26 protein-coding genes and 1 tRNA gene are annotated in these 23228 nt (G+C 55.6%); 12 read left to right on the top strand and 15 right to left on the bottom strand.

The window, feature by feature from the left end:
• Window positions 1-2: 2 nt before the first annotated feature.
• Together NUS69_RS10265 and NUS69_RS10260 are read right to left on the bottom strand one after the other, a co-directional pair.
• A complete protein-coding gene (locus NUS69_RS10265) occupies window positions 3-1289 on the bottom strand; it encodes an ArsB/NhaD family transporter (RefSeq protein ID WP_258083649.1) in 1287 nt (428 codons plus the stop codon).
• Between the two features lie 10 nt (window positions 1290-1299).
• Window positions 1300-1857, bottom strand: coding sequence for a universal stress protein (locus tag NUS69_RS10260; protein ID WP_308686510.1), 558 nt, complete (start codon window positions 1855-1857; stop codon window positions 1300-1302).
• A gap of 112 nt (window positions 1858-1969) precedes the next feature.
• On the opposite strand from NUS69_RS10260, the gene NUS69_RS10255 reads away from it, so the two are divergent.
• Window positions 1970-3898 carry a S16 family serine protease gene (locus NUS69_RS10255; protein ID WP_258083648.1) on the top strand — a complete coding sequence of 643 codons (1929 nt, stop codon included), beginning with the start codon at window positions 1970-1972 and terminating at the stop codon, window positions 3896-3898.
• 142 nt (window positions 3899-4040) lie between these two features.
• Here NUS69_RS10255 and NUS69_RS10250 read toward each other — a convergent pair whose 3' ends face one another.
• From NUS69_RS10250 to NUS69_RS10240, 3 genes are all read right to left on the bottom strand, one after another.
• Window positions 4041-5150: a M20 family metallopeptidase gene (locus tag NUS69_RS10250; protein WP_258085099.1), complete on the bottom strand. Its 1110-nt coding sequence runs from the start codon at window positions 5148-5150 to the stop codon at window positions 4041-4043.
• The gene (locus NUS69_RS10245; protein ID WP_258083647.1) at window positions 5143-5682 is read right to left on the bottom strand and encodes a hypothetical protein; all 540 of its coding nucleotides are present in this window, start codon (window positions 5680-5682) and stop codon (window positions 5143-5145) included. Before NUS69_RS10245 ends, NUS69_RS10250 begins: the two co-directional genes overlap by 8 nt.
• Before the next feature lie 48 nt (window positions 5683-5730).
• Window positions 5731-5808, bottom strand: a tRNA-Ala gene (locus NUS69_RS10240).
• Window positions 5809-5946: 138 nt separating this feature from the next.
• On the opposite strand from NUS69_RS10240, the gene NUS69_RS10235 reads away from it, so the two are divergent.
• Window positions 5947-7212 (top strand): NAD(P)-dependent malic enzyme, encoded by a 1266-nt coding sequence (locus NUS69_RS10235; protein ID WP_258085098.1) that lies wholly within the window; start codon window positions 5947-5949, stop codon window positions 7210-7212.
• Between the two features lie 52 nt (window positions 7213-7264).
• Window positions 7265-8869, top strand: coding sequence for an acyl CoA:acetate/3-ketoacid CoA transferase (locus tag NUS69_RS10230; protein WP_258083646.1), 1605 nt, complete (start codon window positions 7265-7267; stop codon window positions 8867-8869).
• On the opposite strand, the gene NUS69_RS10225 is transcribed toward NUS69_RS10230, so the two are convergent.
• From NUS69_RS10225 to NUS69_RS10205, 5 genes are all read right to left on the bottom strand, one after another.
• Window positions 8866-9387, bottom strand: coding sequence for a FumA C-terminus/TtdB family hydratase beta subunit (locus NUS69_RS10225; RefSeq protein ID WP_258083645.1), 522 nt, complete (start codon window positions 9385-9387; stop codon window positions 8866-8868). The two genes, NUS69_RS10230 and NUS69_RS10225, sit on opposite strands and share 4 nt — an antisense overlap.
• A complete protein-coding gene (locus NUS69_RS10220) occupies window positions 9378-10229 on the bottom strand; it encodes a fumarate hydratase (RefSeq protein WP_258083644.1) in 852 nt (283 codons plus the stop codon). Before NUS69_RS10220 ends, NUS69_RS10225 begins: the two co-directional genes overlap by 10 nt.
• Before the next feature lie 275 nt (window positions 10230-10504).
• Window positions 10505-11419 (bottom strand): hydroxyacid dehydrogenase, encoded by a 915-nt coding sequence (locus NUS69_RS10215; RefSeq protein ID WP_258085097.1) that lies wholly within the window; start codon window positions 11417-11419, stop codon window positions 10505-10507.
• 13 nt (window positions 11420-11432) lie between these two features.
• Entirely contained in the window at window positions 11433-12080 is a 648-nt protein-coding gene (locus tag NUS69_RS10210) for a TIGR00153 family protein (protein ID WP_258083643.1), read from the bottom strand.
• A gap of 22 nt (window positions 12081-12102) precedes the next feature.
• Window positions 12103-13011: a 2-dehydropantoate 2-reductase gene (locus NUS69_RS10205; RefSeq protein ID WP_258083642.1), complete on the bottom strand. Its 909-nt coding sequence runs from the start codon at window positions 13009-13011 to the stop codon at window positions 12103-12105.
• A gap of 45 nt (window positions 13012-13056) precedes the next feature.
• On the opposite strand from NUS69_RS10205, the gene NUS69_RS10200 reads away from it, so the two are divergent.
• Genes NUS69_RS10200 through NUS69_RS10190 form a run of 3 tightly spaced genes read left to right on the top strand, consistent with a single transcriptional unit; the run spans window position 13057 to window position 15306 of the window.
• Window positions 13057-13782, top strand: a complete 726-nt coding sequence (locus tag NUS69_RS10200) for an RNA methyltransferase (RefSeq protein WP_258083641.1) — start codon at window positions 13057-13059, stop codon at window positions 13780-13782.
• A complete protein-coding gene (otg, locus tag NUS69_RS10195) occupies window positions 13760-14296 on the top strand; it encodes a methylated-DNA--protein-cysteine methyltransferase (RefSeq protein WP_258083640.1) in 537 nt (178 codons plus the stop codon). Before NUS69_RS10200 ends, otg begins: the two co-directional genes overlap by 23 nt.
• Window positions 14272-15306, top strand: coding sequence for a tetratricopeptide repeat protein (locus tag NUS69_RS10190; RefSeq protein ID WP_258083639.1), 1035 nt, complete (start codon window positions 14272-14274; stop codon window positions 15304-15306). The genes otg and NUS69_RS10190 overlap by 25 nt, the downstream gene beginning before the upstream one ends.
• Here NUS69_RS10190 and NUS69_RS10185 read toward each other — a convergent pair.
• From NUS69_RS10185 to NUS69_RS10175, 3 genes are read right to left on the bottom strand one after another with little or no spacing between them, the layout of a single operon-like run.
• Window positions 15303-15677, bottom strand: a complete 375-nt coding sequence (locus tag NUS69_RS10185) for a type II toxin-antitoxin system VapC family toxin (protein ID WP_258083638.1) — start codon at window positions 15675-15677, stop codon at window positions 15303-15305. The genes NUS69_RS10190 and NUS69_RS10185 overlap by 4 nt on opposite strands.
• Entirely contained in the window at window positions 15674-15916 is a 243-nt protein-coding gene (locus tag NUS69_RS10180) for an AbrB/MazE/SpoVT family DNA-binding domain-containing protein (protein ID WP_258083637.1), read from the bottom strand. Before NUS69_RS10180 ends, NUS69_RS10185 begins: the two co-directional genes overlap by 4 nt.
• Window positions 15917-15966: 50 nt before the next feature.
• A complete protein-coding gene (locus tag NUS69_RS10175) occupies window positions 15967-16179 on the bottom strand; it encodes a hypothetical protein (RefSeq protein WP_258083636.1) in 213 nt (70 codons plus the stop codon).
• A 58-nt stretch (window positions 16180-16237) separates the two neighbouring features.
• Here NUS69_RS10175 and NUS69_RS10170 point away from each other — a divergent pair, with 58 nt between their 5' ends.
• Window positions 16238-16573, top strand: coding sequence for a nascent polypeptide-associated complex protein (locus NUS69_RS10170; protein WP_258085096.1), 336 nt, complete (start codon window positions 16238-16240; stop codon window positions 16571-16573).
• A gap of 13 nt (window positions 16574-16586) precedes the next feature.
• Here the strand turns inward: NUS69_RS10170 and NUS69_RS10165 are convergent, their stop codons facing one another.
• Window positions 16587-17072 carry a carboxymuconolactone decarboxylase family protein gene (locus tag NUS69_RS10165; protein WP_258083635.1) on the bottom strand — a complete coding sequence of 162 codons (486 nt, stop codon included), beginning with the start codon at window positions 17070-17072 and terminating at the stop codon, window positions 16587-16589.
• Here NUS69_RS10165 and hflX point away from each other — a divergent pair.
• Together hflX and NUS69_RS10155 are read left to right on the top strand one after the other, a co-directional pair.
• Window positions 17053-18339: a GTPase HflX gene (gene hflX / locus NUS69_RS10160; RefSeq protein WP_258083634.1), complete on the top strand. Its 1287-nt coding sequence runs from the start codon at window positions 17053-17055 to the stop codon at window positions 18337-18339. The genes NUS69_RS10165 and hflX overlap by 20 nt on opposite strands.
• A 40-nt stretch (window positions 18340-18379) precedes the next feature.
• Window positions 18380-19942 carry a PQQ-like beta-propeller repeat protein gene (locus NUS69_RS10155; protein ID WP_258083633.1) on the top strand — a complete coding sequence of 521 codons (1563 nt, stop codon included), beginning with the start codon at window positions 18380-18382 and terminating at the stop codon, window positions 19940-19942.
• On the opposite strand, the gene NUS69_RS10150 is transcribed toward NUS69_RS10155, so the two are convergent.
• The gene (locus NUS69_RS10150) at window positions 19939-20901 is read right to left on the bottom strand and encodes an inorganic phosphate transporter (protein WP_258083632.1); all 963 of its coding nucleotides are present in this window, start codon (window positions 20899-20901) and stop codon (window positions 19939-19941) included. The genes NUS69_RS10155 and NUS69_RS10150 overlap by 4 nt on opposite strands.
• Window positions 20902-21122: 221 nt before the next feature.
• Here NUS69_RS10150 and NUS69_RS10145 point away from each other — a divergent pair, with 221 nt between their 5' ends.
• The 3 genes from NUS69_RS10145 to porA are packed head-to-tail and all read left to right on the top strand — an operon-like array spanning window position 21123 to window position 23228.
• Window positions 21123-21680: a pyruvate/ketoisovalerate ferredoxin oxidoreductase subunit gamma gene (locus NUS69_RS10145; protein WP_055428588.1), complete on the top strand. Its 558-nt coding sequence runs from the start codon at window positions 21123-21125 to the stop codon at window positions 21678-21680.
• Window positions 21681-21718: 38 nt separating this feature from the next.
• Window positions 21719-22036 carry a 3-methyl-2-oxobutanoate dehydrogenase subunit delta gene (locus NUS69_RS10140; protein WP_055428498.1) on the top strand — a complete coding sequence of 106 codons (318 nt, stop codon included), beginning with the start codon at window positions 21719-21721 and terminating at the stop codon, window positions 22034-22036.
• 1 nt (window position 22037) lies between these two features.
• Window positions 22038-23228 (top strand): pyruvate ferredoxin oxidoreductase, encoded by a 1191-nt coding sequence (gene porA, locus NUS69_RS10135; RefSeq protein WP_258083631.1) that lies wholly within the window; start codon window positions 22038-22040, stop codon window positions 23226-23228.

Genomic DNA, 23228 nt, shown 5'->3' with positions numbered 1-23228 from the left:
GATCACACCCCTATGTACCTTATCCAAATCAGAACCATGCCCACGCCGACCGTGCTCAGCATTATTACAAGGCCTATCTTAAGGAAGTCCATGAAGGTTATGTTGAGCCTCTCCCTGGCGGCAATACCCAGAACGACGATGTTGGCGCTCGCACCTATCGCGGTGCCGTTTCCACCGAGACAGGCCCCGAGGGACAGCGCCCACCAGAGGGGATAGACGTCCATGGAGACGCTCATGGATTTTATCAGAGGTATCATTGCCGCAGTCAGGGGTATGTTGTCCACTATGGCCGAAGCTATGGCCGAGAACCACGTGACCATCACTATGGCCTGTCCCGTCGTGTGGACGTAGCCAAGAAGCCAGCGCGCAACGTCGTCTATGACCCCGGTCTCAACGAGCGAACCAACGACTATGAAGAGCCCCATGAAGAAGAATATGGCAGTCCACTCAATCTTTTCGAGGACTTCCGTGGGCTCCATCCTGCTCCATAGCAGGAGAACCGAAGCGCCGCTGAGGGCCACGACGGCGGGGTGTATTCCAAGCCTGTCGTGAATGAAGAACAGCAACACAACGGCCAGTATCACGATGACAGACTTCCGGAAGAGGGAGCGGTCCCTTATGGCCTCGTCCTCCCTGAGCATCTGGATGGTCGACTGAATCCTCTCCATCTTCGCGGGGGTTATCCTCATGGCGTCCCGGTAGACAAGGTATATTATACCGAGGGTTATGAGGAGGTCTATGGCCGCTATGGGCCCCATGTTCAGGAGGAACTCGGTGAAGCTCAGTCCAGCCGCCGAGCCTATCATTATGTTGGGGGGGTCACCTATCAGCGTTGCCGTTCCGCCGATGTTGGATGCGAATATCTCGGCCAGCAGGTAAGGAATCGGGTTAACGTCCATTAGGCGGGTTATATAGAGGAGCATCGGCGTCAGGAGAAGGACGGTTGTAACGTTGTCGAGAACGGAGCTTACAAGGGCTGTCACTATGGAGAACAGTATGAGAACCTTCATGGGACTGCCCTTGGCAAACTTCGCCGTTTTTATCGCTATGAACTCGAAGAGGCCGCTTTCCTTGGCCGTGTTGACTATCATCATCATTCCGATAAGCAGGAGGAGCGTGCCGAGGTCAAGATACTCTGGCATTTTCTCCCAGGGGACGACCCCCATAAAGAGCACTATTGATGCCCCAAACAGGGCAGCAACAGTCCTGTGAACCCTTTCACTGATTATCAGGGCGTAGATAAAGATGAACACTGCAACAGCCACTGCTACTTGTCCATTCGGAGTCATCGAGACCACCCTAATACACTATCGTTGGCTTGTCCACGTGCTGGACTATCTTAAGGACCAGAGGGCTTATTGGGGATATCTTCGTAACTTCGGAGCCGTAGCTCCTCGAAATAACAAGCAGGTCAAACTCTTCCCCCTCCATCATCTTTACAACGTCATCGCTTTTGCTGCCTATGAACTGTCTGTGCCTGACCCGAAGCCCATGCATTTCAAGCCTTGAGGCTATCTCAGCGGCAACCCGTTCGGCGAATTCCATCTTGGCCCTTTTGAGTTTTTCAGCCTCATCCCTGCCGAGGGTCTGCTCTATCAGCAGGAGAGTCCTCTTCTCGGAGATGTAAACAACGGTAACCGATGCACCGGGGTAAGCGCTCAGTATTTCGTAGAGTTCCTCGGGTATGTTTCCAGAGAACCTGTCCACAGGCATGAGAATCGAGTGTATTTCCGGTAAAACGAACTCCTCGGGTAGGAGAAGGAACTCGCGGTAGCGCTTCGCTATCTCCTCGTATCTTCCGCCGGCAATGTTCCTGAACTTCCTGGCGATAAGCCTGCTGAATACGTCCATTGTCATCCCCAGACTGGGAAGATAAGGAGATGATTTAAGCTTTTTGCCGGTTCGTTTTAGAGGGTTGAACCATAAACGCTTTATTAAAGCCCGGCGAGCTAAAATCGGGGTGAGAAAAATGAAAAAGGCACTAGTACCGCTGCTGATACTCATGCTTCTGCTGCCATTCGCGTCATTTGCCGCAGCAGAGTGTCCGAGCGAGGGGCACACCGTCGTTCTCAAGGCGCCCGCGGTTTCAAGAACCGCCGACGGCCAGCTCATAGGTGTCGCCACAGACTTTGTTATCACAGTCGCACCGGGAACAGGTCACGTCTACGTCGAGACGTGGCCTCTAGCTGAAGTGGATATGCAGGCGAGTGCCAGATTGGCCGCCCAGATAGCGGGCAAAGTCCTCGGGGTTGATATGAGCAAGTACGACGTGTTCATTCAGATCAAGGCCGATTCTCCAATTATAGGAGGCCCCTCCGCGGGAGGAACCATGACCGTTGGAATAATCGCGGCCCTCGAGGGGTGGAAGGTCAACCCCAAGGTCATGATGACCGGGATGATAAACCCAGACGGAACCATAGGGCCGGTGGGTGGAATACTTGAGAAGGCCTCCGCGGCCCACGACGTTGGGGCCGAGCTGTTTTTGATTCCCCAGGGACAGCGCATCCAGTACGTTCAGGAGACCCAGAAGAAGGAGATTGGCGGCATAGTCGAGATAAACACCCAGACGAAGAAAGTTGACGTCGTTGACTACGCCAAGGAGCGCTGGGGACTGACGGTTGTTGAGATTAAGGACATTTACGATGCCGTTTACTACTTCACAGGACACAGGATACCACGCCCGGAGGCCCCTGCGTATATCAAGATAGACACGTCTTTCCTGAAGGACGATGCCCTCAGGGACTACGACAACACCACCGCCTACTACCAGTCAACGCTGGAGAAGCTCAAAAAGAGCGACGTTGACTACGCCACCTACACGACCCTGATGGAGGCGCTGAACGAGGCAAACGCCATACTCAATCAGTCCAAGAAGAGCCTCGAAGGAGGAATGTACTACACGACCCTGAGCAAGGACTTCCAGGCTAGGATCATCATAAGGCACGTGGACTGGTACCTGGGCGTGAAGTCTGGAGATGACGTTCAGAGGATTCTAAAAACGACGGGTTCGCAGATAAACACCTCCGAGAGCAGGGTCTCGAACATCACCATCAGGGGCACGACGATGCTCCAAGCGGTTGCCGCCGCGGAGGAGAGGGTCGAGCAGGCAAAGGCGCTCCTCCAGAGCGCATGGAAGTACTACTACAACGGCGACTACTGGGATGCAATAGGTGAAGCCGCCTATGCCTACGAGAGGGCGAAGACAGCCATTTTCTGGGCCAGCCTCGGTGAGAGGTTTGCGAGCGGCGACGTGATAAGCAGGGACGTCGTGAAGACAACTGCCAGGGACTACATAGACGAGTCCAACCTCATAGTGACCTACATAGAGTCGATGTACGGCACCGTTGGGGGCGACCTGAGCCAGGGAATTCAGCAGGCGGAGCAGTACTACGAGGACGGCAAGTACTCCGCGGCGCTCTTCACGGCGATGGAGGCGCGCGTGAGGGCGCAGGTCTTTCTCGACACACTGGGAATAGACAACCAAACGGTTCTCAAGGACAAGCTGGCGGGAATGAAGGAAAGTGCCAAAGTGGCCATAGCGATGGCCCAGAACCAGGGCATAACTCCCGTCTTGGCCATAGCATACTATGAGTTCGCGGAGAGCTACGAGCAGAGCGCCGAGGAGAACGGCAGCATGGAGGATCTCCAGACGGCAATGATATTCTACCAGTACGCCAGGGAAACCGCGAACCTGTTCCTCAGCAAGCCCAGCCAGACAACGATTCAAACGAACACCACCGCAACGGACATACCCCAGATAGTCATCCCCACGCCATCGGCAACCGAAACCACAACCCCAACCCCCGGGGAAGGCGGTGGAAGAGTTCCCGAGACGGCAATAATCCTGATAGCCCTCGGGGCTTTCCTCGTGGGTGCCGCGGTTGGTAAGAAGCTGTGAACCCCCGCTTCTATTTTTATCTCATATAGGGGCCCCTTTCCACGGAGCCCCAACAAAAAGATTTTAGGAAACACCCGAACTCTGCACTGCCGATGATGAGAACTCCCTGCCCTGAAAGGTGAGGACAACCGGCTCCCTGAGGCTACGCCAAACTCTTGAGGAACTCGACGTAAACCCTCTTCACCCTCATCACAGATTCGATGCTGACCCATTCATCCGAGGAATGCCAGTTCCCGCCTACCGGACCGTAGACAAGGGTCGGCTTGCCCAGATAGGTTCCAAAGTAGTTGAAATCGCCCACGCTCTTCCCGTAGGTTACCTCGGGCTCCCTTCCGAAGAGCGCAGCGTGAACTCTCCTGAACGCTCCCGCGAACCTGCTGTTTTCTCTGACGACGTAGGGGAGCATGTCCGGCGTCGGCCTCTCGAACTTCTCGATCCTCAGCTCCGCCCTGAGCTTCAGCCTCTCGGCGAGTCCAAGGAGCTCGGCCTTAACCCTCTCCCAGTCCTCTCCGGGTACAATGTGGCGGTCAACTATGGCGGTAGCCCTATCGGGGACGCTGAGACCGTCGGCGGAGCCTTCGATATGGAGCGTGCAGTACGAACCCGCACCCAGCCGTCTGTGGCGTCTAAAGCGAATCCTGTCAAGATTCCCCAGAAACCTCCCCAGCTCCTCGATGGCGTTGATTCCGAGGTGCGGTCTGGCGGCGTGGGCCTTTCTGCCGAGGACCTCCACCCGGACAACAAACCTCCCCCTCGCACCCAGCATAAGCCTCTCATTAGTCGGTTCGGCAACAAGCACAAGGTCTGCCGCGTCCAGCTTCCCGCTCTTTATGAGCTCCCAGGTTCCACGGGAATAGCCCTCCTCGTCACTGACGGCGGTGAATATTATCCCTGGCCTCTCGCGTTTGGGAAGCTCGGCAAGCTCAATGAAAGCGCTCATCAGCGCAGCCAGTCCACCCTTCATGTCGGCACTGCCGAGGCCATAAAAGCGGTCGCCGTCGAGCTCGCCCCAAGGGTTGCGCGTCCATCCGGGGGAAGGGTTTACTGTATCCATGTGGCCGTTCAGAACAACAGTCGTCTTCCGTCCGGGGAGGTACGCTATCACGTCCTCGCCGAAGCCATCAACTGGGAGGGTCTCAACTTTGAAGCCCCGCTCCTCAAGGAAAGACGCTATAAAGCGCGAGATTTCCTCCTCTTTTCCGAAGGAAGACTCAATGGCAACGAGGCTCTTGAGGAGCTCAAATTCATCCATCCCTATCACCAACCAGCTCCTTAACAAACTCGGAGAACCTGGCCTTACTCTCAAACTTTCTGAGCCTATCCAGCTCCCTTTGAAGCTCCCTGATGTTGTCCTCAATGTCTTGGGCAATATCGTTGAGAAGAATCTTGTTGTCGGAGGACTCAACGAGATGCCTGAGTACCCTGAGGCTAAGGGACTCAAGCTGAATTGCATCTTCAAGTACTTTGGAGTAATCCTGAACGGTCTCAACGTCAAATTTCAGGGAGATGTCATGGCCTCGAATTCTTGCTCCTGGATACATCTCCATCATAATTGAACGTATGCCCTCAACCTGTTTCCTCTTTTTCTCAACGAATCGGGAGAACTTTATCCTGCCATAGTCCTTTGGCAGGGAATCCCTCATCAGGATGTAAAGCCCAAGAACTGCCTCAGAAAGCTCAATGAGGTAAGAAAGAACTTCAGCGGGAGGAATTTTAGAGACATCCCTAAAAACGCGGAGCAGTTCATCCACCTCCGGCTCCGAAAAGAGTTCAATGCCTACCATCCCACCACCTAAAGGGGTATTCAGAAATAGAGCGTAAAAAAGTTTTGCTGGTGGACCGGGCGGGATTTGAACCCGCGGCCTCCGCCTTGCGAGGGCGGCGCTCATACCAGGCTGAGCTACCGGCCCACACCCGGTTATATGGGAAGCGGGGTGGTTTAAAAAGTTTTGGTCTCAACGCGGGGAGTGATACACATTTTTGAGTTCAATTTCCACTGGAAAAGAAGGGTTTTTAACTTTCGCATGCCAATCAAACCCGGTGGTCTGATGGACGCTCTCAACTTTCATCGGGACAACTTCCCCGGCAACGGGAAGATAGAGGTCATTCCAAAGGTTCCCCTCACCAAGGAGACCCTCAGCCTAGCTTACACCCCGGGTGTGGCGGAGGTTTCAAGGAGGATAGCAGACGGAGAAGACCCCTGCGAGTACACCAACAGGTGCAACACGGTCGCGGTTGTGAGCGACGGAACGCGGGTGCTGGGCCTCGGCGATGTAGGCCCCTCTGCGGCACTCCCCGTCATGGAGGGAAAGGCGCTCCTCTTCAAAGCATTCGGTGGGGTGGATGCTTTCCCACTCGTTCTGGCCGAGAGAGACCCCGAGAGGTTCATCGAGGTCGTCAAGGCAGTTTTTCCCTCATTCGGAGGGATAAACCTTGAGGACATAGCCTCCCCAAAGTGCTTCTACATTCTCGAAAGACTTCGCAACGAGCTGGACATCCCGGTTTTCCACGACGACCAGCAGGGGACGGCTTCGGTTGTCTTGGCGGGTTTGATGAACGCCCTGAAGGTAGTCGGCAAGAGGCTGGGGGAGATAAGTGTTGCGCTCTTCGGGGCTGGGGCGGCGGGCTTCGCAACCCTCAGGCTCCTCGTCAAAGCAGGGGTCAAACCGGAAAACGTTCGCGTCGTCGAGCTGGTTGACGGGAGACAGAGAGCCCTAACGCCCGACTTACCTCTGGAAAAGCTCTTCCCATACAGGGGCGAACTCCTCTCCAAGACGAACGGCGAGGGAATCGAAAGCGTTGGGGAGGCGGTTAAAGGTGCCGACGTTCTAATCTCCTTCACGAAGCCGGGCCCCGGCGTGATAAAGCCGGAATGGATAGGGCTCATGGCGGACGATGCGATAGTCTTTCCGCTGGCGAACCCAACTCCCGAGATACTCCCGGAGGAAGCGAAGAAAGCCGGGGCAAGAATAGTTGCAACGGGAAGGAGCGACTACCCGAACCAGATAAACAACCTTCTCGGATTTCCTGCGATTTTTAGGGGAGCCTTGGACGTGATGGCCAGAACGATAACAGACGGCATGATAATCGCCGCATCAAAGGCGATGGCCTCCGTCATAGAGCCCAGCGAAGACGAGATAATCCCATCCCCGTTCCATCCCGAGGTTCACCCGAAGGTTGCCAGAGCAGTTGCGGAAGAGGCCATCAGAGAGGGCCTTGCAAGGGCCCAGGTCAGCCCGAAGGAAGTGGAGGAGAATCTCAGGCGGTGGAGAGAGTTCTACCTGGAGAAAATCGCGCCCCTCGGATGGCGGTAGCCATATAAGCCCCGCCGCCGTAGGTTGAACAATACGCGGCGGGGGTATATTTATGAAGGTCGTAGAACCCACGGTTGCCGTCGAGGCCGTCCCCGATAAAGCTGTCATAGCTGTTTCGGGCTTCAACCTGCTCGTTGCGCCCGAGTATCTTCTCCTCAAGCTCTTCGAGAGATACAGGGAAACCGGACATCCGAAGGGGCTCTTCCTTGAGGTAAACCCCATCCCAACCGCCCCGGGCAGGGTGCTTGACAAGATACTCGAAGAGCTCTACCGCGACGAGGATCAGGATTTCTTAGCTGGAATGCTTGTAACCTATCCTGGCTGGTCGCCCTACATCCAGAAGCTCATAGAGGAGAACAGGATAGAGGGCTACACGTGGTCGATAGGCACCGCCTCGTGGTTCTTCAGGGAGGTTTCGAGGGGTCTGCCCGGCGTCCTCACAAAAGTCGGTCTCGGAACCTTCCTCGACCCGAGGGAGGACGGAGGCTACCTCAACGAGCTGGCGAGGAAGAGAAAACGATGCCGGATAGAGATCATTGAAATCGGCGGCGAGGAGTACCTGTTCTACCGTGCCCCGAAGCCAAACGTGGCCCTCATCAGGGGCACGACCGCGGATGAGATTGGAAACATCACAACCGAAAAGGAGGGCGCCTTCACGGAGATACTCAACCTGGCTCAAGCGGCAAAGGCCGAGCCGGAAAAAGGCATCGTCATAGCCCAGGTGGAGAGAATAGCAAGGTATCCGTCTCTCAATCCGCAGAACGTTAGGGTTCCAGGCCCGCTCGTTGACTACGTGGTCGTTTCTCCCCAGGAATACCACAGACAGAGCGCCAACATCACCTACGACCCCAGGATCTCGGGAGAGGTCATACCTCCGCTGAGCGCTGGCGGAACCATGGAGCTGAACACCAAGAAGGTCATAGCGCGAAGGATCCTCTTGGAAATGATTCAGCTCGTCAAAAGGCTCAAAAGGCCCGTCCTGGTCAACCTCGGCATAGGAATCCCTGACAGAGTGGCCGGGGTTGCCATAGAGGAGGGTATTTCAGAGTGGGTGTTTACCACCGTTGAATCCGGGCCCTTCGGCGGAATAGCCCTCGGCGGCCCGGACTTCGGGGCATCCATAGGGCCCTTTGCGATAATCTCTCAGCCGGACCAGTTCGCCAACTATGAGGGCGGCGTCATAGACGCGGCCAGCCTGGGCTTCATGCAGGTGGACGCGAGGGGCAACGTGAACCCGTCGCTCCTCCCGGGAAGGCTTCCCGGCCCGGGCGGATTCCCTGTGATATCATACGGCTCACCGCGGATGTTCTTCGCGGGGCACTTCACAGCAGGAAAGAAGGAGCTAAAGGTGGCCAACGGAAGGCTTGAGATAGTGAGGGATGGAAACATCAAAAAGTTCGTGAAGGAGGCCTATAAGGTCGTCTACAATGCTCCTCTCGGCCTGGAGAGAGGGCAGGAGGTCGTTTACATAACCGAAAGGGCAGTATTCAGGCTTACCCGGAGGGGCCTCGTGCTTGAGGAACATGCGCCGGGAATAGACGTCGAGAGGGACGTAATCGCAAAAATGGAGTTCGAGCCCATCGTGAGCCCAAAGCTCAGGGAAATGGACGGGAGGCTCTTCCGGGAGGAGCCGATGGGGCTGAAGGACGAAGTTTAGCGATAGAGCGAGTTCCCACGAGAATCTATGGCCACGAGCACCGGAAAATCCTCAACCTCAAGAACCCACACCGCCTCCGGAATCCCCAGCTCCTCCAGCCAGAGGACGTCAACGACGCGCTTTACGCTCTTGGCCGCGAGTGAGCCGGCTCCCCCGGTGAAGGAGAAGTAAACGGCGCGGTCTTTGAATGGCCCGACATCCATGCCGCCCTTCCCTATTATCCCGCGGACGCCGAGGGAGAGGATTTCGTCCAAATAGCGGTTCATCCTCGCGCTCGTCGTCGGTCCGGCGGAGAGTATCTCATAACCATTGGATGTTTTCCTCACCACCGGCCCGCAGTGATAGATAACGGCCCCGTTGAGGTCGAAGGGAAGTTCTCCCCTCTCTGCCAGCTCAAGGATCTTCCTGTGTGCCGAGTCCCTGGCGGTGTAGATTATCCCGGAGAGGTGAACGATGTCCCCAGCCTTGAGCTTCAAAACGTCCTCCTCACTCAGTGGAGTCCTCAGCCTCACTGCCACACGTCCACCCTCCCGTCGGGCTTTATCTCGATGAACGCCCTCCTGTTGGCCCAGCACTGAACGACCAGTCCTACCGGAAAGCTCGCCGGATGCCTGTGGGCGACCTCTATCTTGACGTCCAGAGCGGTGGTCTTTCCCCCCATCCCCATGGGGCCGATTCCTGTGCTGTTCACTGCCGTCAGAAGTTCCTCCTCGATTTTCGCTATCCTACCATTCGGGTTCCTCTCGCCCACCTTCCTCAGCAGGGCCTTTTTGGCCAGGAGCAGGGCGTAATCTGCACTTCCACCAACCCCTATGCCCAGGATGACCGGCGGGCACGGCTTTCCACCGCAGGCCTTGACGTGCTCGACTACGAAGCGCGTTAGGCCTTTCCAGCCCTCGGCAGGGGTCAGCATCGCTAAAGCAGAGCAGTTCTCACTTCCGCCACCTTTTGGAAGAACAGCTATCCTTATTCTGTCCCCCGGAACGGGCTCCCAGTGAATTATGGGAATCCCTTCTCCAGTGTTGTCGCCGGAGTTCCTTCCGGTGAGGACGTCAACGGCGTTGGGCCTGAGGGGTATTTCCTCAGTTGCCCTCCTCGTCGCCTCGATGAGCCAGCCCCTAACCTCGCCGAGAAAAGGACTCCCAACGCCGGCCTCAACGAAGAAGGTTACCGTGCCCGTGTCCTGGCAGACGGGAACCCGGTCGGCGAAGCCGAGGTCTATTGCCTTGATTATGTTTCCGAGGTTGAAGCGCGCTGTCTCGTTCTCCTCCTCGGCGTAGGCCTTTCTGAGAGCCAAAACAACGTCGTCAGGAATCCTCGTAACGGCCAGCCTTATCGCCTCGACGATAGCCTCAATCAATTGGCATCCACCTGTTGAAGATTGAGGCCGTAGTTAAAAAGTTTTAACTTAAACATTGCACAAAATCCCGGACGGTTTACCACAATATTGGTAAACTTTGGCATTAAACTGTCCCACCATACTGGCACACATTTCAGCGGAACCGCACCACCATACCTGCAAACTTTGTGCTAAAACTGTACCACCATACCGGTAAACTTTTCCAGCGAACTTCACCAGTATGATGGTAAAGATTTGAGAGAAGTCGAAGATGAACTAAAAAGGAAGAACGGGCATCAGCCCTTCAGAATCTCAACTATCTGCTCCGCCACCTGAACGCCGGCCCTCATCTGGGCCTCGACGGTCGATGCACCGATGTGGGGGGTTAGAACCACGTTATCGAGCTTCGTGAGCGGGTGGTCCTTCGGGAGGGGCTCCTCCTCGAAGACGTCGAGGCCAGCTCCAGCGATCCAGCCCTCCTGAAGGGCCTTGACTAGCGCGTTGGTGTCAACCACAGCCCCCCTAGCCGCGTTGATAAGTATCGCGGTCGGCTTCATGAGCCTGAGCCTCTCCTCGTTGATGAGGTGGTATGTGGCATCGATTAGCGGGACGTGGAGAGTAACCACGTCGCTCTCCCTCAGGAGGGTCTCAAGGTCGACGAACTTCCCACCGACTTCCTTCGCGCGCTCTTCGTTCGGGTACGGGTCGTAGAGGAGAACGTTCATGCCGAGGGCTTTGGCTATCTTGGCTATCTGGTAGCCTATCCTGCCGAAGCCGACTATTCCAAGGGTCTTGCCCTCAAGCTCGATCCCCATGGCTTGTTTTTTCGCCCAGACGCCTTCCCTCATCTTCCGGTCAGCGAAGGCCACCTTCCTGGCGACGTTGAACATCAGGGCAAGGACGAGCTCTGCGACGCTTCTGCTTGAGGCACTAGGGCTGTTGACAACCTTAATGCCCCTCTCCTTTGCCGCCTCAAGGTCAATATTGTCGAGGCCGACGCCGGCCCTTCCGATGACCTTGAGCTTTGGAGCGGCCTCGATGACCTTCCTCGTCACTTTTGGCTTGCTCCTGACGATAATGGCATCAACGTCTCCGACGAGCCCGATGAGCCTCTCCTCATCGGGATACTCCTCGTAAAGGACCTCAAAACCGACGTTCTTTAAGACCTCGATAGCCTTTTCGTGGAGCGGTGCCGCAACGAGAACCTTCACCATGTCCATCACCTCATCCCCTTCTCTTTATTGCCATGAGCATGACCTGGTCGGAAGCGTCCTCCGCACGGTCTGCTATGTCGCCTATCTTGGTCAGTATCTGGTTCCAGATAATCTTGGCATAGGTTGTGACGGTCTCGCTCTCAAAAACCTTCCCCTTCACGTCATACTCAACGTCATCTGCTTCTTCTTCAGAGTCCTCAACAGCCTTTGCCAGCTCTATGGCCCTGTCAACGTCGCGGTTTAATGCCTTCACCGCCTCAACCAGAACCGTATAGCTCCTGATCGATGAGTCCACAAGCTCCATAATCTCGTCTTTGAGCTCCACAGGCACCTTTGGCTTTGCAAGGATCAGGGTGTGTGCCGCACTCTCAGCCGCATCGGCGACCTGGTCTATGAGCTCGCTGAGCCTTACGTAGTCACCCCTGTTTGCGGGCAGAAAAGCGCCCTCGTACAGCATGGTCTCTATGTCCCTCCTCAGCCTGTCGGCCTTGCTTTCGAGCTGGTCAACCTCCCGCTCAAAGGCCTTTGCCTTCTCAAGGTCGCCCTCAAGGTACACCCTCATGAGCTCCCTGAACGCCACAAGGGTCTCGTCCACGACCGCAAGGTGGTTTTCAATAGCCTCAAAGACGTTGCTCTCCTTACCACCAAATATGGGCATCTTCAATCCCCCGGGTTTAAGTTCAACCGCCCGGTTTATTTAGATTTTCCTTCGCCTTGATGAGTGCCCAGAGTAGTTCGTTCCTCGGAGCCTCAAGGCCTATCGAGTGGGCGTACTCGACTATCTTTCCGTGTATGTAGTCGACCTCCGTCCTCTTCCCCCTCCTTATGTCCTGGAGCGTCGAGTTGTAGTTCTCCCGCGTGCGTTCGATGGTGTCCCAGAGGAGCTCAAGGGGGTGCATCTCAAACTGGACGCCGAGCTGCTGGGCGACGATGCAGCCCTCCCTCGCTATTTCTATAGATATAGCCTCAAGGTGGGGGTCATCCTTCAAAGCCCCGTTTTTGACTTCAAGAACCGTCCCCAGGCCGTTGATGACAGAATTCACTATAGCTTTCGCCCACTTCCAGCCGTTCACGTTTTCCGTGACGTGGGTTTCCAGGCCGGAGACATTGAAAACCTCGGCGACCTTCCCGACGAAGGGGTCGTTTCCGCTCGGATACCTGCCGATTACGGTAATTCCCTTTCCTGTCCACCTCACGTGCCCCCACTCGACCAGCATTGCCCCGTTCGTGGTTATCCCACCCATAACGTTGGGGGTGACCTTCAAAGCCAGTTCCTCATTGCCCAGACCGTTCTGGATGCTGAGGATCCATGTGTCGGGCCCGATGCAGTTGCGGGCACATTCGAGGGCGGTTTTCGTCGAATATGACTTTGTGGCCAGGATCAGAAGCTGGGGAGGCTCGTCAGGCGCGTAGAGGCTTGCCTCAGGGTAAACCGTGAACTCCTCGAAGCCCGAGACGTGAAGCCCGTTCTCGTTTACGGCCCTCACCTGCTCCTCCCGCCCGATGAGCGTTACGTCGTTGCCGGCCCTCGCGAGCAAGGCCCCGAAGAGGGAACCTATGCTTCCCGCACCGAGTACGTAAACCTTCATCCCACCACCGCAAGCGTTTAAAGCCCCACCCTTAAAGCCCTATCGATGATAAGCGTTGTTCTCGTTGAGCCGGAGGGGCCGGCGAACATAGGTATGGTAGCGAGAACCATGAAAAACTTCGGGTTCTCAAGGTTAGTCCTCGTCAATCCGAACATAACCAAGGAGAGCTACGGCTACGCCGTCCACGCGGTGGATGTTCTTGAAGACGCGCTGATATTGGAGAGCTTTGAGGAGGCGCTGGAACTCTTTGACCTCACCGTCGGAACGACGGGAAAGCCCGGAAGGACATTCATTCCGCACCGAACCCCGCTCTATCCGTGGGAGCTGACCGAAACCCTGAGGGGCTACCCGGGGAGGGTCGGCCTGTTCTTCGGCAGGGAGAGCATCGGCCTGAAAAACGAGGAGCTGGAGAGACTCGACTTCACCGTAACGATTCCAACCAGCGAGGCGTACCCAGTCATGAACCTCTCACAGGCGGTGGCGGTTATCCTCTACGAGCTGGCAAAGAGGAAGCCAGAAGCGAAAGTCCACTCCCTTGAGCCCGCCACGAGTAGGGAAAAAGAAGAGCTGGTGAAGGCCTGGGAGAAACTGTTAGGGGTTCTCAACTATCCCAAAGACGCCGAGAGAAGGGAGGTCTTCGTCAAGATTTTCAGGCGTTTCGTTGGCAGGGCAGTCCTGTACGGGAGGGAGGTTCACACCCTCATCGGGCCCCTGAGGAAAGCCTCTATGGAGCTGGAGGAATGCCGTAATGCTGAGCGTCGAGAGGTTTAAGATAGCCGGTAGGACGGTGTGGATTGGGGTCTTCTCCGACGAGAAAATCCAGGGGATAACGTTCTCCCTGGAGAAGGAGCAGTTTGAGAGGAACATCGAGCGCCTCACGGGCTTTCTGAGGAGGAGAGGCGTTAGCGTTGATACAGCAAGAAAACAGAGCGAGTACCCCTCGCTTGTGATGGAGGTGATCACCGGAGAGCTCGACAACGGGGAGCTCCTTCCGATGCTGTCCTTCGAGGGTGTTACACCTTTTGAGAGACGGGTTTACGAATGGCTCACGAAAAACGTTAAAAGAGGGAGCGTTATAACCTACGGTAGCCTTGCCGAGGCTCTCAAGACCTCACCAAGGGCCATCGGCGGTGCCATGAGGAGAAATCCGTACCCGATAGTCGTCCCCTGCCACAGGGTTGTGGCTCGCGATGGCATCGGTTACTACACTCCACGGCTTGAGGAGAAGGTCTTCCTGCTCGAAATTGAGGGGGTGAAAGGATGGACAGGCTCAAAGCATACCTGATAGCGTTCGTTCTCATCGTTCTGGGAATAGCGGCCGGGATAGTCTGGTACGGCGGCTGGAAGCTGTTGCTCCAGGTGATACTCACCCTCGGCTTCCTTGGAGTCACGCTAATGCTGCTCTTCTTCACGGGGCTTACTCTCTACGCGGAGAGCTGGAAGTACGGGGCAATACTCGCGATATTCACCGCGATAAGCGGCTACGGCCTGTACCTGAGCGCCACGTGGCAGAGGTTAAACGTCGTTACTGGGATAATAGTATTCTTCATCGCAATAGTAGCCTTCGGCATCTGGTACATCAGCGAGCCCGACCTTGGACTGGTCGACCGCTTCAAGAGTCCAGAAAGCCTCGAAAGGGCCGGAAAGTACAAGCAGGCCGCCAGAAAGTACGAGAAGGCCGGCAACTACCTGAAGGCGGCGGAGATGTACGAGAAGCTCGGCTGGATGGAGAGTGCCGCCTGGGCCTACGAGAAGGCCGAGAAGTACGAGAGGGCTGCCGAGATATACGAAGGGCTGTACGAGAAGGAGAAGGACACCTACTACCTCAAGGAGGCCCACGAGTACTGGAAAAAGGCAGGCAACATGGAGCGCGCAGCCAAGGCTCTTGAGAGGTACGCCGAGGAGGAACCGTGGTTCTGGGAGGACGTGGCGAAGCTCTACGAGGAGCTAGGAAATGAGGAGAAGGCCAGGGAAGCATGGGAGAGGGCTTTGGAGTACTACCAGAAGGAAGCCCAGGAAGAGGGTGTATTCTGGGAGGACGTCGGCAACATAGCGAGAAAGCTCGGAAAGGAGGAGCTGGCTCGCGAGGCTTACCAGAAGTTCCTGGAATACTGCCTGAAGGAGGCAGAGGCTGACCCGATGTGGTGGAAGCATGTCGCCGAGGCCTACGATTACCTTGGGGAAAAGGAGAAGGCAGAAGAGGCAAGGAAAAAGTACGAAGAGTACAGGGCCAAGATAATGAGGGCCAACGAGGAGACCTCGAAGTTCCCGGAGGAGAAGGAGAGCCAGAGCTAAAAGACCCTCTCTATTTCCTCAATTTTGTCAAAATCCCTGTCGTTTGAGAGGATAACCCTTATTCCGTGGTTTTTCATCGTAGCGTAGTGAATCGCGTCGTCAAAGTCCAGATTCTCAACCCTCTCCGCTTCCACGAGAATTTCCGGCGTTAGGGACACGACTCGAATCCCCAGTTCCGGAAGTATTTCCATGAGGTTGAAACTTCTCTTCTTGTTCAGCCTTCTGAGGAGCACGTAAAGCTGCCAGACGGTCAGCGATGAGGTTATCATTGACCCATAATGTTCTTCCAGCAGTTCTGTTGCTCTGTCCGCGAACTCCGGGTTGTCGGTGAGATGGTAGTAGATCACGTTAACGTCAATGTAAACCCTCACAGCTCTCCCCTCAGGAGCTTTTCAGTTTCTTTCTCGGTTATTTCGTCGATTTCTTCACCGGTGAGGTTTTCCCCCCGGAAAATTCCCCGGTATTTCATCAGCTTCTCCCTGACGGGGATCAGAATTATCCTGCCGTCCTTTTCCTCAATGTAGAACTCTCTGGAGCGGAGCCTCCTCCGGATGCTGGCGGGTAGGTAAACCCTCCCGTTGTCATCAAGTCTCACAACTTCCACTGCCATGGTAAAGATTGGGTTTTTGGAAAATAAATAGTTTTTGGCAAACGCAATTCTTAATACACCTCTCCCATTTCCTCCAGCTCCTCCAGTTCCTCCTCGATTTCCCTCGCCCTTTTCTCAGCATAGCGCTCCATCCAGTCGAAGAAGAACCAGATCGCCAGGAGGAGCAGGGCTATGGCAAAGAAGCCGAATACTATCTGGAAGTCAGTGGGGATACTTCGAGGGATGTACGACATTCTCCCCCCGGAGAGGATTCCGCGGGGCACCTAAAAAACTTTGCCAACCTTTTTAAAATCTGGGTGGAACTCTCCTCAGGTGGTAGGGATGATGGGAATGAACCCCAGGCAGATGAAGAAGCTCATGCGCCAGATGGGCATCAAGATGGAGGAGCTTGAGGGCGTTAAGGAGGTAATAATCAGGCTCGAAAACAAGGAGATAATCCTTAAAGACCCCCTGATCACAATAATCACCGCTCAGGGGGAAAAGAGCTACCAGATAGTCCCGGGCAGTGAAGAAGTAAGGACAGTGATCAGCATCCCGGAGGAGGACATAAAGCTCGTCATGGAGCAGGCCGGCGTCGACTACGATACTGCAAAGAAAGCCCTGGAAGAGGCCAAGGGGGACCTGGCAGAGGCGATACTCAAACTCACAGAGGAATGAAAAAGAAAATCCCTCAATCCTTTTCAGCTCCCTTCTGGAAGTTTTCTATTGCCTTCATAAGCGGGATCAGGTGCATTAGAGCGGGCCCGCCGGCCATGAGAACCGCGACAAGTCCTGCCTCTATAAGCTCCTCAGGCTTTGCGCCGGCTTCGAGGGCCTTGTGAGTGTGGAGTGCTATACACCACTCACATCCTTGGGCTATTCCGAGAGCCACCGCTATAAGCTCCTTTTCCCGCGTTGTGAGGGTTTTATTGTCAATGACCTCCTTCAGGAACCTCGAAAAAGCTCCCATTTCCTTGGGATGTTTTTTTCCAAGAATATCTAGAAGTTCTTCTATTTCCCTAAGTTTGACGTTAACCTCTTCGCAGTCCACGGGAACCACCGTGAATAACTTGCATTTTAGGTTTAAAGGCATATCCCCAACTTTAGGTTGGAAACTATGCCAAAAGGATATAAAGGCCACAGTGTAGGCGGTTGTGATGAGGGCGATAGGCGTCATAAGGAAATCACGGCGGGAAAGGATAAGCCGAGAGGAGTTTGAAGAGCTCCTCAGGAGTGCCGGCTACGAGGTAGTGGCAGTTCTGGAGCAGAACAGAGAGGAGCACCCCAAGTACAACATCGGAAAGGGCAAACTGGAGGAGCTGAAGGAGCTTGTAAGGGAGCTCGGACCGGATAAGGTCGTATTCGCCAATAAGCTCACGCCGAGCCAGGCCTACAATCTCTGGAAGGAGCTGAGGGTTGAAATCATCGATAAGTGGCAGCTCGTCCTTGAGATATTCGAAAAGAGGGCCCACTCAAAGGAGGCCAAGCTCCAGGTTGAACTCGCCTCCCTCCAGTACGAGGTTCCGCTCGTGAAGGAGGCTATACGGAGGATAAAACTCGGTGATAGGGCGGGATTCAAGGGTATGGGCGAGTACCAGACGCAACAATACCTCAAGCACATCAGGTACCGGATGGGCAGAATCAGAAAGGAGCTTGAGAAGGTCAAAGCGGACAGGGAGGTCAAGAGGAAAAGGCGCGAAGAGGTCGGGTTCATACTCTTGGCCCTCGCGGGCTACACCAACGCGGGCAAGTCCACGCTCCTGAACGCGCTCGCAAGGGAAGGGATCGAAGCCAAGAATCAGATGTTCACGACCCTGGATACGACCACCAGGCGGTTTAAACTCGGCGGGAAGAGGGTTCTCGTTACCGATACTGTCGGGTTCATAGACGGCCTGCCGCCCTTCATAGTCGAGGCCTTTCACTCGACGCTGGAGGAGATAGTGAAGGCGGACATAATACTCCTCGTTCTGGACGTAAGCGAACCGTGGGGCGAGATAAGGAGGAAGTTCCTGGCGTCCATTAACGTCCTAAGAGAGCTTAAAACACTCGATAAGCCAATGATAGTGGTACTCAATAAGAGGGACCTGACCACTGAGGAGGACGTGAGGGACAAGGCAAGGAGGATAGGGGAAATAATCGAGGAGCGCGGTGTAAACGTCTCCCGCGTGGTGGCGATATCGGCAAAGCTCGGCCAGCTGGAGGAGCTGTACAGCGCCCTCGAAGAGGTCATACTCACACTGCCCAAGTACGGTGCCTTCGAGATAACTGTAGGCGAACCAGAGAAGGTTCCGCAGGTCATGGCTCTGATAAACGCCATAGGTGAGGTTCTGAATGTGGAGTACGGAGAGGAGACGCGGATAGAGGCCTACATCCAGATGGGGATGATAAAGGAACTCACGAGGCTTGGGGTTGGGATAAAGAGGCTGTCAGTTGAAAACGATTGAGAAAGGTTTTTAGGAAAAACGTTCGATAGTAATACCGGGGATGCCCGTGAAATTCGGCCATCCCCTTTTAGCACTAGGAATTGCCGCAGTGGTCGTTATCGCGGCATGCGTATCCCAGACCAGCGAGGAAACGCCCACAGAGACCATAGGCAGCTCATTCTCAGTTGGCATCCATCCCTACGAAGTTAACGGCACCCACTTCGTCAACTTCACGGTTACGCTCAACGGCACCACCTTTGGCCCCTACACATTAGAGGGTAAGGTCGGTGGAGACGTGCCGCTCAAAGAGGGCATTCTTCTGTACGCCGGCTATCCCAACGAGACCTCCAAACCCACGGAGTTCCTGCTGGTGGAGAAGTCCGGTCGGGTCGTGTGGAGGAAGAGGTTCCCAGGCTTCACAGAGTTCTGGGCCTCAACGGAGGGTAAGGGAATATTTGTAAAGCAGGGAAGCCGGAACCCAAGGATCAACCCGGTTCTCTACCTGGTAGACATGGAAACCGGGAGGATCGTTCTTTCCCGTGAACTTCCGGGTGGGGGAAGGGTGGGCGACATCGTGCTCAGGGACGGGGCGATTTACCTGGCGACGTCCACGGGATACGTTCACATGGTGGAGGATGACAAGCTCAGACTCGTCTACTTTGACTCCCTGAGCGGGGCTCAAGTGAGTGCCGAGCTCCACTTGGCCGCCACAGAGGAGTACGTGGCCGTCGCGTATCGCTTCACCAACGGTAGCGGCGAGAGGAAGGGCCTCTGTCTCTTTACCCCCGAACTGGAGAGGCTCGCGTGCAGGGAGCTGGAGAAGAGACCCAGTGGGGTTAAGATCGAGGGGAATACCGTTTACGTAATCAGTCCCACGGGAAGTGTTCCGTATCCGATAGAGGCCCTCACGGACACGGGGCAGGGGGACAACCAAAGATCCCCCACTGGAGGTACCACGATGTTTGCCTGTCCCCCGTCGCTGCGGATCTTGAAGAGAACCACAGAAGACACCGAATACTACACCCACTTCACCCTCCAAACGGGGAACAGAACGGTTAACGTGACCCTTAAAGGGCCCGACGGAAAGCGCATGTGCACCCCAGAGGGCGTTCTGGTGTACACGTACTATCCGGGCGAATCAACAGGAGGGGAAGGAGTGTTTTTTGACCACAACCTGAGCATCCTGTGGGAGCGGGAACTTCCGGCCATTCCCTCGGGCTACCAGAACGGCAGCATCGTTCTTGTACTCTCCGATGAGTACATCCCCCAGGGCTGCGTCTATTTTCTGGATCCCCTGAGTGGGGAAGAGACGTTTCAGTTCTGCCCCGACGAGTACAAGTTCTACATCACGGACGTCAAGGTTGTGGGGGAAGAGGTTTACATCGCCGGGGCGAGTCTGTTCAGCGGCGATGCCTTCATCTACGCCTTAAGGGGAAACGAGACGAAAAAAGTCTTCGTGGCGAGCGCCGGGGAACATCTTCTGGGCGTCAGAGTGCGCCTCAGAGTGAGCGGCGAATACATAAGGGTGACATACGGTCTTTCCGGATGGACGGGGGAAGCGGATGTTTTCGGGCACTGCGTTTTCAGAAGGGACGACCTGTCGGTTGTGGAGTGCACAGGTTAAACCAGTCCCACCAGCGCAAAGACCCTGAAGATGGCCAGTGAGATGAATATCGCCGTCAGCGGCGTGGCGACCCAGCCAAAGATTATGTCCCTTATCACAGACTTCTCTACCCCCTCTCCGGCGAGAAGGCCAACGCCAACGACGCCCCCAACTATGGACTGGCTTGAGCTGACCGGCAGTCCGAAGAAGTTCGCCAGGCTCACCGCCATGGCCGAGCCGAACTGGGCCGCGAAGGCCGAAACCGGGCCGAGGGCGGTTATCTTCTTTCCGACCGTGTGCATAACAGCGTAGCTGAAGGTCAGGGACCCAACGGCCAAGCTGAGAGCCACCACTATTCCGGCCGTTTTGGGCTCCATGAAGCCCGCCCCCACTATTGGCCCGGAGGCGTTTGCCACCTCATTGGTTCCAAAGTTGAAGGCCATGTAGGAGCCTCCCAGTATTGCCAGAGCTTTATAAAGGGCCTCGATCGTTGACATGCTTCCAATTCTAGAGACAACCCACGAGTAAAACCTGTAAAGGAACATCGCAAGTATCCCAGAGAGAACAGGTGAAACGACCCACGCCGCGGCTATCTTCCCTAGGGTGTACCAGTTGACGGGTGCGTGGGTGGCCAGGCCCACTCCGATGACACCCCCAACTATAGCCTGAGTTGTCGAGACGGGAAGGCCTTTCACGGTAGCTATCGTGACCCACACTCCCGCCGCCAGAAGCGCTATGACAGCCATCTCCATCGTGAGGTATCCTTCCGGAACTATGCCTTTCCCGACGGTCTTCATGACCTTGTAGCCCTTGAGGTACGCCCCCATGAGGACAAAGATAGTTATCGTCAGCGTCGCCTGGCGGAAGCTGAGTATGCCCGCGCCGACAGCTGTACCCATAGCGTTGGCGGAATCGTTGGAGCCTATGTTCCAGGCGATGTAGAATGCCACTGCTATCGCTGCGAGGGCAATGCCGTCCATGAGCACCACCTATATAGTCTATATACTGGCATGTAGTTTATAGGCTTAAAAATTTAGCGGACGAACTTTTTTCGAGAAACAATGCGCTCTTTTTACCATTGACGACTGACAAAGTTCACGCCTACCCAAAGACAGCTGACGAAGGGAGCTTAAGCCAATACCGAAACTTAAATAAATGCAATGGATGAATAAGTTTTGACAAATTTAAGGAGGCAGGAATGATGATAGAGATCCGTTTTCACGGTAGGGGTGGACAGGGCGCAGTTACCGCGGCCAACATACTGGCATCAGCCGCTTTCCTTGAGGGCAAGTACGTCCAGGCGTTCCCGTTCTTCGGCGTCGAGAGGCGTGGAGCGCCGGTTACAGCGTTTACCAGGATTGACGAGAAGCCGATAAGGATAAAGACCCAGATCTACGAGCCAGACATCGTCGTCGTTCTCGACCCGAGCCTTCTCGACACCGTCGATGTTACCGCCGGACTGAAAGAGGACGGAATCGTCATCGTCAACACCGAGAAGAGCAAGGACGAGGTTCTTGCCAAGCTCAAGAAGAAGCCTGCCAAGCTGGCCCTGGTCGATGCTACCACCATAGCTCTTGATGTCCTCGGCCTGCCCATCACCAACACGGCAATCCTCGGTGCCGTCGCCAAGGCCACCGGCGTCGTCACCCTTGAGCACGTCCAGAAGGCCATCCAGGACGTCTTCTCAGGAACACTTGGCGAGAAGAATGCCAAGGCCGCAGAGGAAGCCTTCAACAAGACCACAGTCTACGAGCTCTGATTCTCTTTCCTTCATAATCCTTGCAAGGGGTGAAAAGCGTGAACACGTTGTTTGGTGAAAGAAAAGAGGGAGCGACCAAAATCGTCCTCAAGTCGGTGGACGAGTATCCTGAGGCACCAGTTACTCTGGGGACGACCCTCACCAACTTCACCGGTGACTGGAGGACGTTCATACCAGTCATTGATGACAGCAAGTGTGTCAAGTGCTACATCTGCTGGAAGTTCTGCCCGGAGCCGGCCATATTCATCCGCGAGGACGGCTACGTTGGGGTGGACTACGACTACTGTAAGGGGTGCGGAATCTGCGCCAACGAGTGCCCGACCAATGCCATAACAATGGAGAAGGAGGAGAAGTGAGATGGCGGAGTACAAGCCGATTAGAAAGGTTGTGAGCGGCAATTATGCGGCCGCTTACGCCGTCAAGCACGCCCGCGTTGAGGTTGTGGCCGCTTACCCGATCACTCCCCAGACGAGCATCATCGAGAAGATAGCCGAGTTCATAGCCAACGGTGAAGTCGAGAACCTTGAGTACGTTCCAGTTGAGAGCGAGCACTCTGCCATGGCGGCATGTATAGGAGCGAGCGCGGCAGGAGCAAGGGTCTTCACTGCCACCTCCGCGCAGGGTCTCGCGCTCATGCACGAGATGCTCCACTGGGCCAGCGGCGCGAGGCTTCCTGTTGTGATGGTCGACGTCAACCGTGCCATGGCCCCACCGTGGAGCGTCTGGGACGACCAGACCGACAGCCTTGCCCAGAGAGACACCGGGTGGATGCAGTTCTACGCCGAGAACAACCAGGAGGTCTACGACGGCGTGCTGATGGCGTTCAAGATAGCCGAGACCGTCAATCTGCCGGCCATGGTCGTTGAGAGCGCGTTCATTCTGAGCCATACCTATGACGTCGTCGAGATGATACCGCAGGAGCTTGTGGATGAGTTCCTCCCGCCGAGGAAGCCGCTCTACGACCTCACCAACTTCGAGAAGCCCTTCTCAATAGGAGCCCTCGGAACTCCTGCCGACTACTACGAGTTCCGCTATAAGATACAGAGGGCCATGGAGAAGGCCAAGGAGGTCATCCACGAGGTCGGCAAGGAGTTCGGGGAGCGCTTTGGAAGGGACTACAGCCAGATGATCGAGCTTTACAGGACGGAGGATGCAGACTTCGTCTTCATGGGGATGGGCTCCCTTATGGGAACCGTCAAGCAGGCCGTTGACGTTCTCCGCGATGAGGGCTACAAGGTAGGAGCAGCCAAGGTCCGCTGGTTCAGGCCCTTCCCGAAGGAGGAGCTCTACGAGCTCGCCAAGAACGTTGAGGGCATAGCCGTTCTCGACAGGAACTACTCCTTCGGCATGGAGGGAATACTCTTCACCGAGGCCAAGGGCGCGCTCTACAACACCAATGCAAAGCCCATCATGAAGAACTACATCGTCGGCCTTGGCGGAAGGGACTTCACCGTCAGCGACGTCAGGAAGATAGCCGAGAACATGAGGGCCATAATCGAGAAGGGAGAGCTTGACGTAGAGGTGGACTGGTACCACCTTAAGAGGTGA

This window comes from Thermococcus thermotolerans (assembly GCF_024707485.1).
GTDB classification, from domain to species: domain Archaea; phylum Methanobacteriota_B; class Thermococci; order Thermococcales; family Thermococcaceae; genus Thermococcus; species Thermococcus thermotolerans.
The sequence above is the reverse complement of the archived record's forward strand: the minus strand, read 5'-3'. Positions and strand labels throughout refer to the sequence as shown.

Bases quoted from the DNA above. Each gene is read 5' to 3' on its own strand.
- NUS69_RS10255 (WP_258083648.1), top strand. From the start codon at position 1,970: ATGAAAAAGGCACTAGTACCGCTGCTGATACTCATGCTTCTGCTGCCA.
- otg (WP_258083640.1), top strand. From the start codon at position 13,760: ATGCTGAGCGTCGAGAGGTTTAAGATAGCCGGTAGGACGGTGTGGATT.
- NUS69_RS10170 (WP_258085096.1), top strand. From the start codon at position 16,238: ATGATGGGAATGAACCCCAGGCAGATGAAGAAGCTCATGCGCCAGATG.
- NUS69_RS10200 (WP_258083641.1), top strand. From the start codon at position 13,057: ATGATAAGCGTTGTTCTCGTTGAGCCGGAGGGGCCGGCGAACATAGGT.
- NUS69_RS10210 (WP_258083643.1), bottom strand. From the start codon at position 12,080: ATGCCCATATTTGGTGGTAAGGAGAGCAACGTCTTTGAGGCTATTGAA.
- NUS69_RS10180 (WP_258083637.1), bottom strand. From the start codon at position 15,916: ATGGCAGTGGAAGTTGTGAGACTTGATGACAACGGGAGGGTTTACCTA.
- NUS69_RS10245 (WP_258083647.1), bottom strand. From the start codon at position 5,682: ATGGTAGGCATTGAACTCTTTTCGGAGCCGGAGGTGGATGAACTGCTC.
- NUS69_RS10235 (WP_258085098.1), top strand. From the start codon at position 5,947: ATGGACGCTCTCAACTTTCATCGGGACAACTTCCCCGGCAACGGGAAG.
- NUS69_RS10260 (WP_308686510.1), bottom strand. From the start codon at position 1,857: ATGACAATGGACGTATTCAGCAGGCTTATCGCCAGGAAGTTCAGGAAC.
- NUS69_RS10205 (WP_258083642.1), bottom strand. From the start codon at position 13,011: ATGAAGGTTTACGTACTCGGTGCGGGAAGCATAGGTTCCCTCTTCGGG.
- NUS69_RS10155 (WP_258083633.1), top strand. From the start codon at position 18,380: ATGCCCGTGAAATTCGGCCATCCCCTTTTAGCACTAGGAATTGCCGCA.
- hflX (WP_258083634.1), top strand. From the start codon at position 17,053: ATGAGGGCGATAGGCGTCATAAGGAAATCACGGCGGGAAAGGATAAGC.
- NUS69_RS10145 (WP_055428588.1), top strand. From the start codon at position 21,123: ATGATAGAGATCCGTTTTCACGGTAGGGGTGGACAGGGCGCAGTTACC.
- NUS69_RS10165 (WP_258083635.1), bottom strand. From the start codon at position 17,072: ATGACGCCTATCGCCCTCATCACAACCGCCTACACTGTGGCCTTTATA.
- NUS69_RS10250 (WP_258085099.1), bottom strand. From the start codon at position 5,150: ATGGATGAATTTGAGCTCCTCAAGAGCCTCGTTGCCATTGAGTCTTCC.
- porA (WP_258083631.1), top strand. From the start codon at position 22,038: ATGGCGGAGTACAAGCCGATTAGAAAGGTTGTGAGCGGCAATTATGCG.
- NUS69_RS10230 (WP_258083646.1), top strand. From the start codon at position 7,265: ATGAAGGTCGTAGAACCCACGGTTGCCGTCGAGGCCGTCCCCGATAAA.
- NUS69_RS10265 (WP_258083649.1), bottom strand. From the start codon at position 1,289: ATGACTCCGAATGGACAAGTAGCAGTGGCTGTTGCAGTGTTCATCTTT.
- NUS69_RS10190 (WP_258083639.1), top strand. From the start codon at position 14,272: ATGGACAGGCTCAAAGCATACCTGATAGCGTTCGTTCTCATCGTTCTG.
- NUS69_RS10150 (WP_258083632.1), bottom strand. From the start codon at position 20,901: ATGGACGGCATTGCCCTCGCAGCGATAGCAGTGGCATTCTACATCGCC.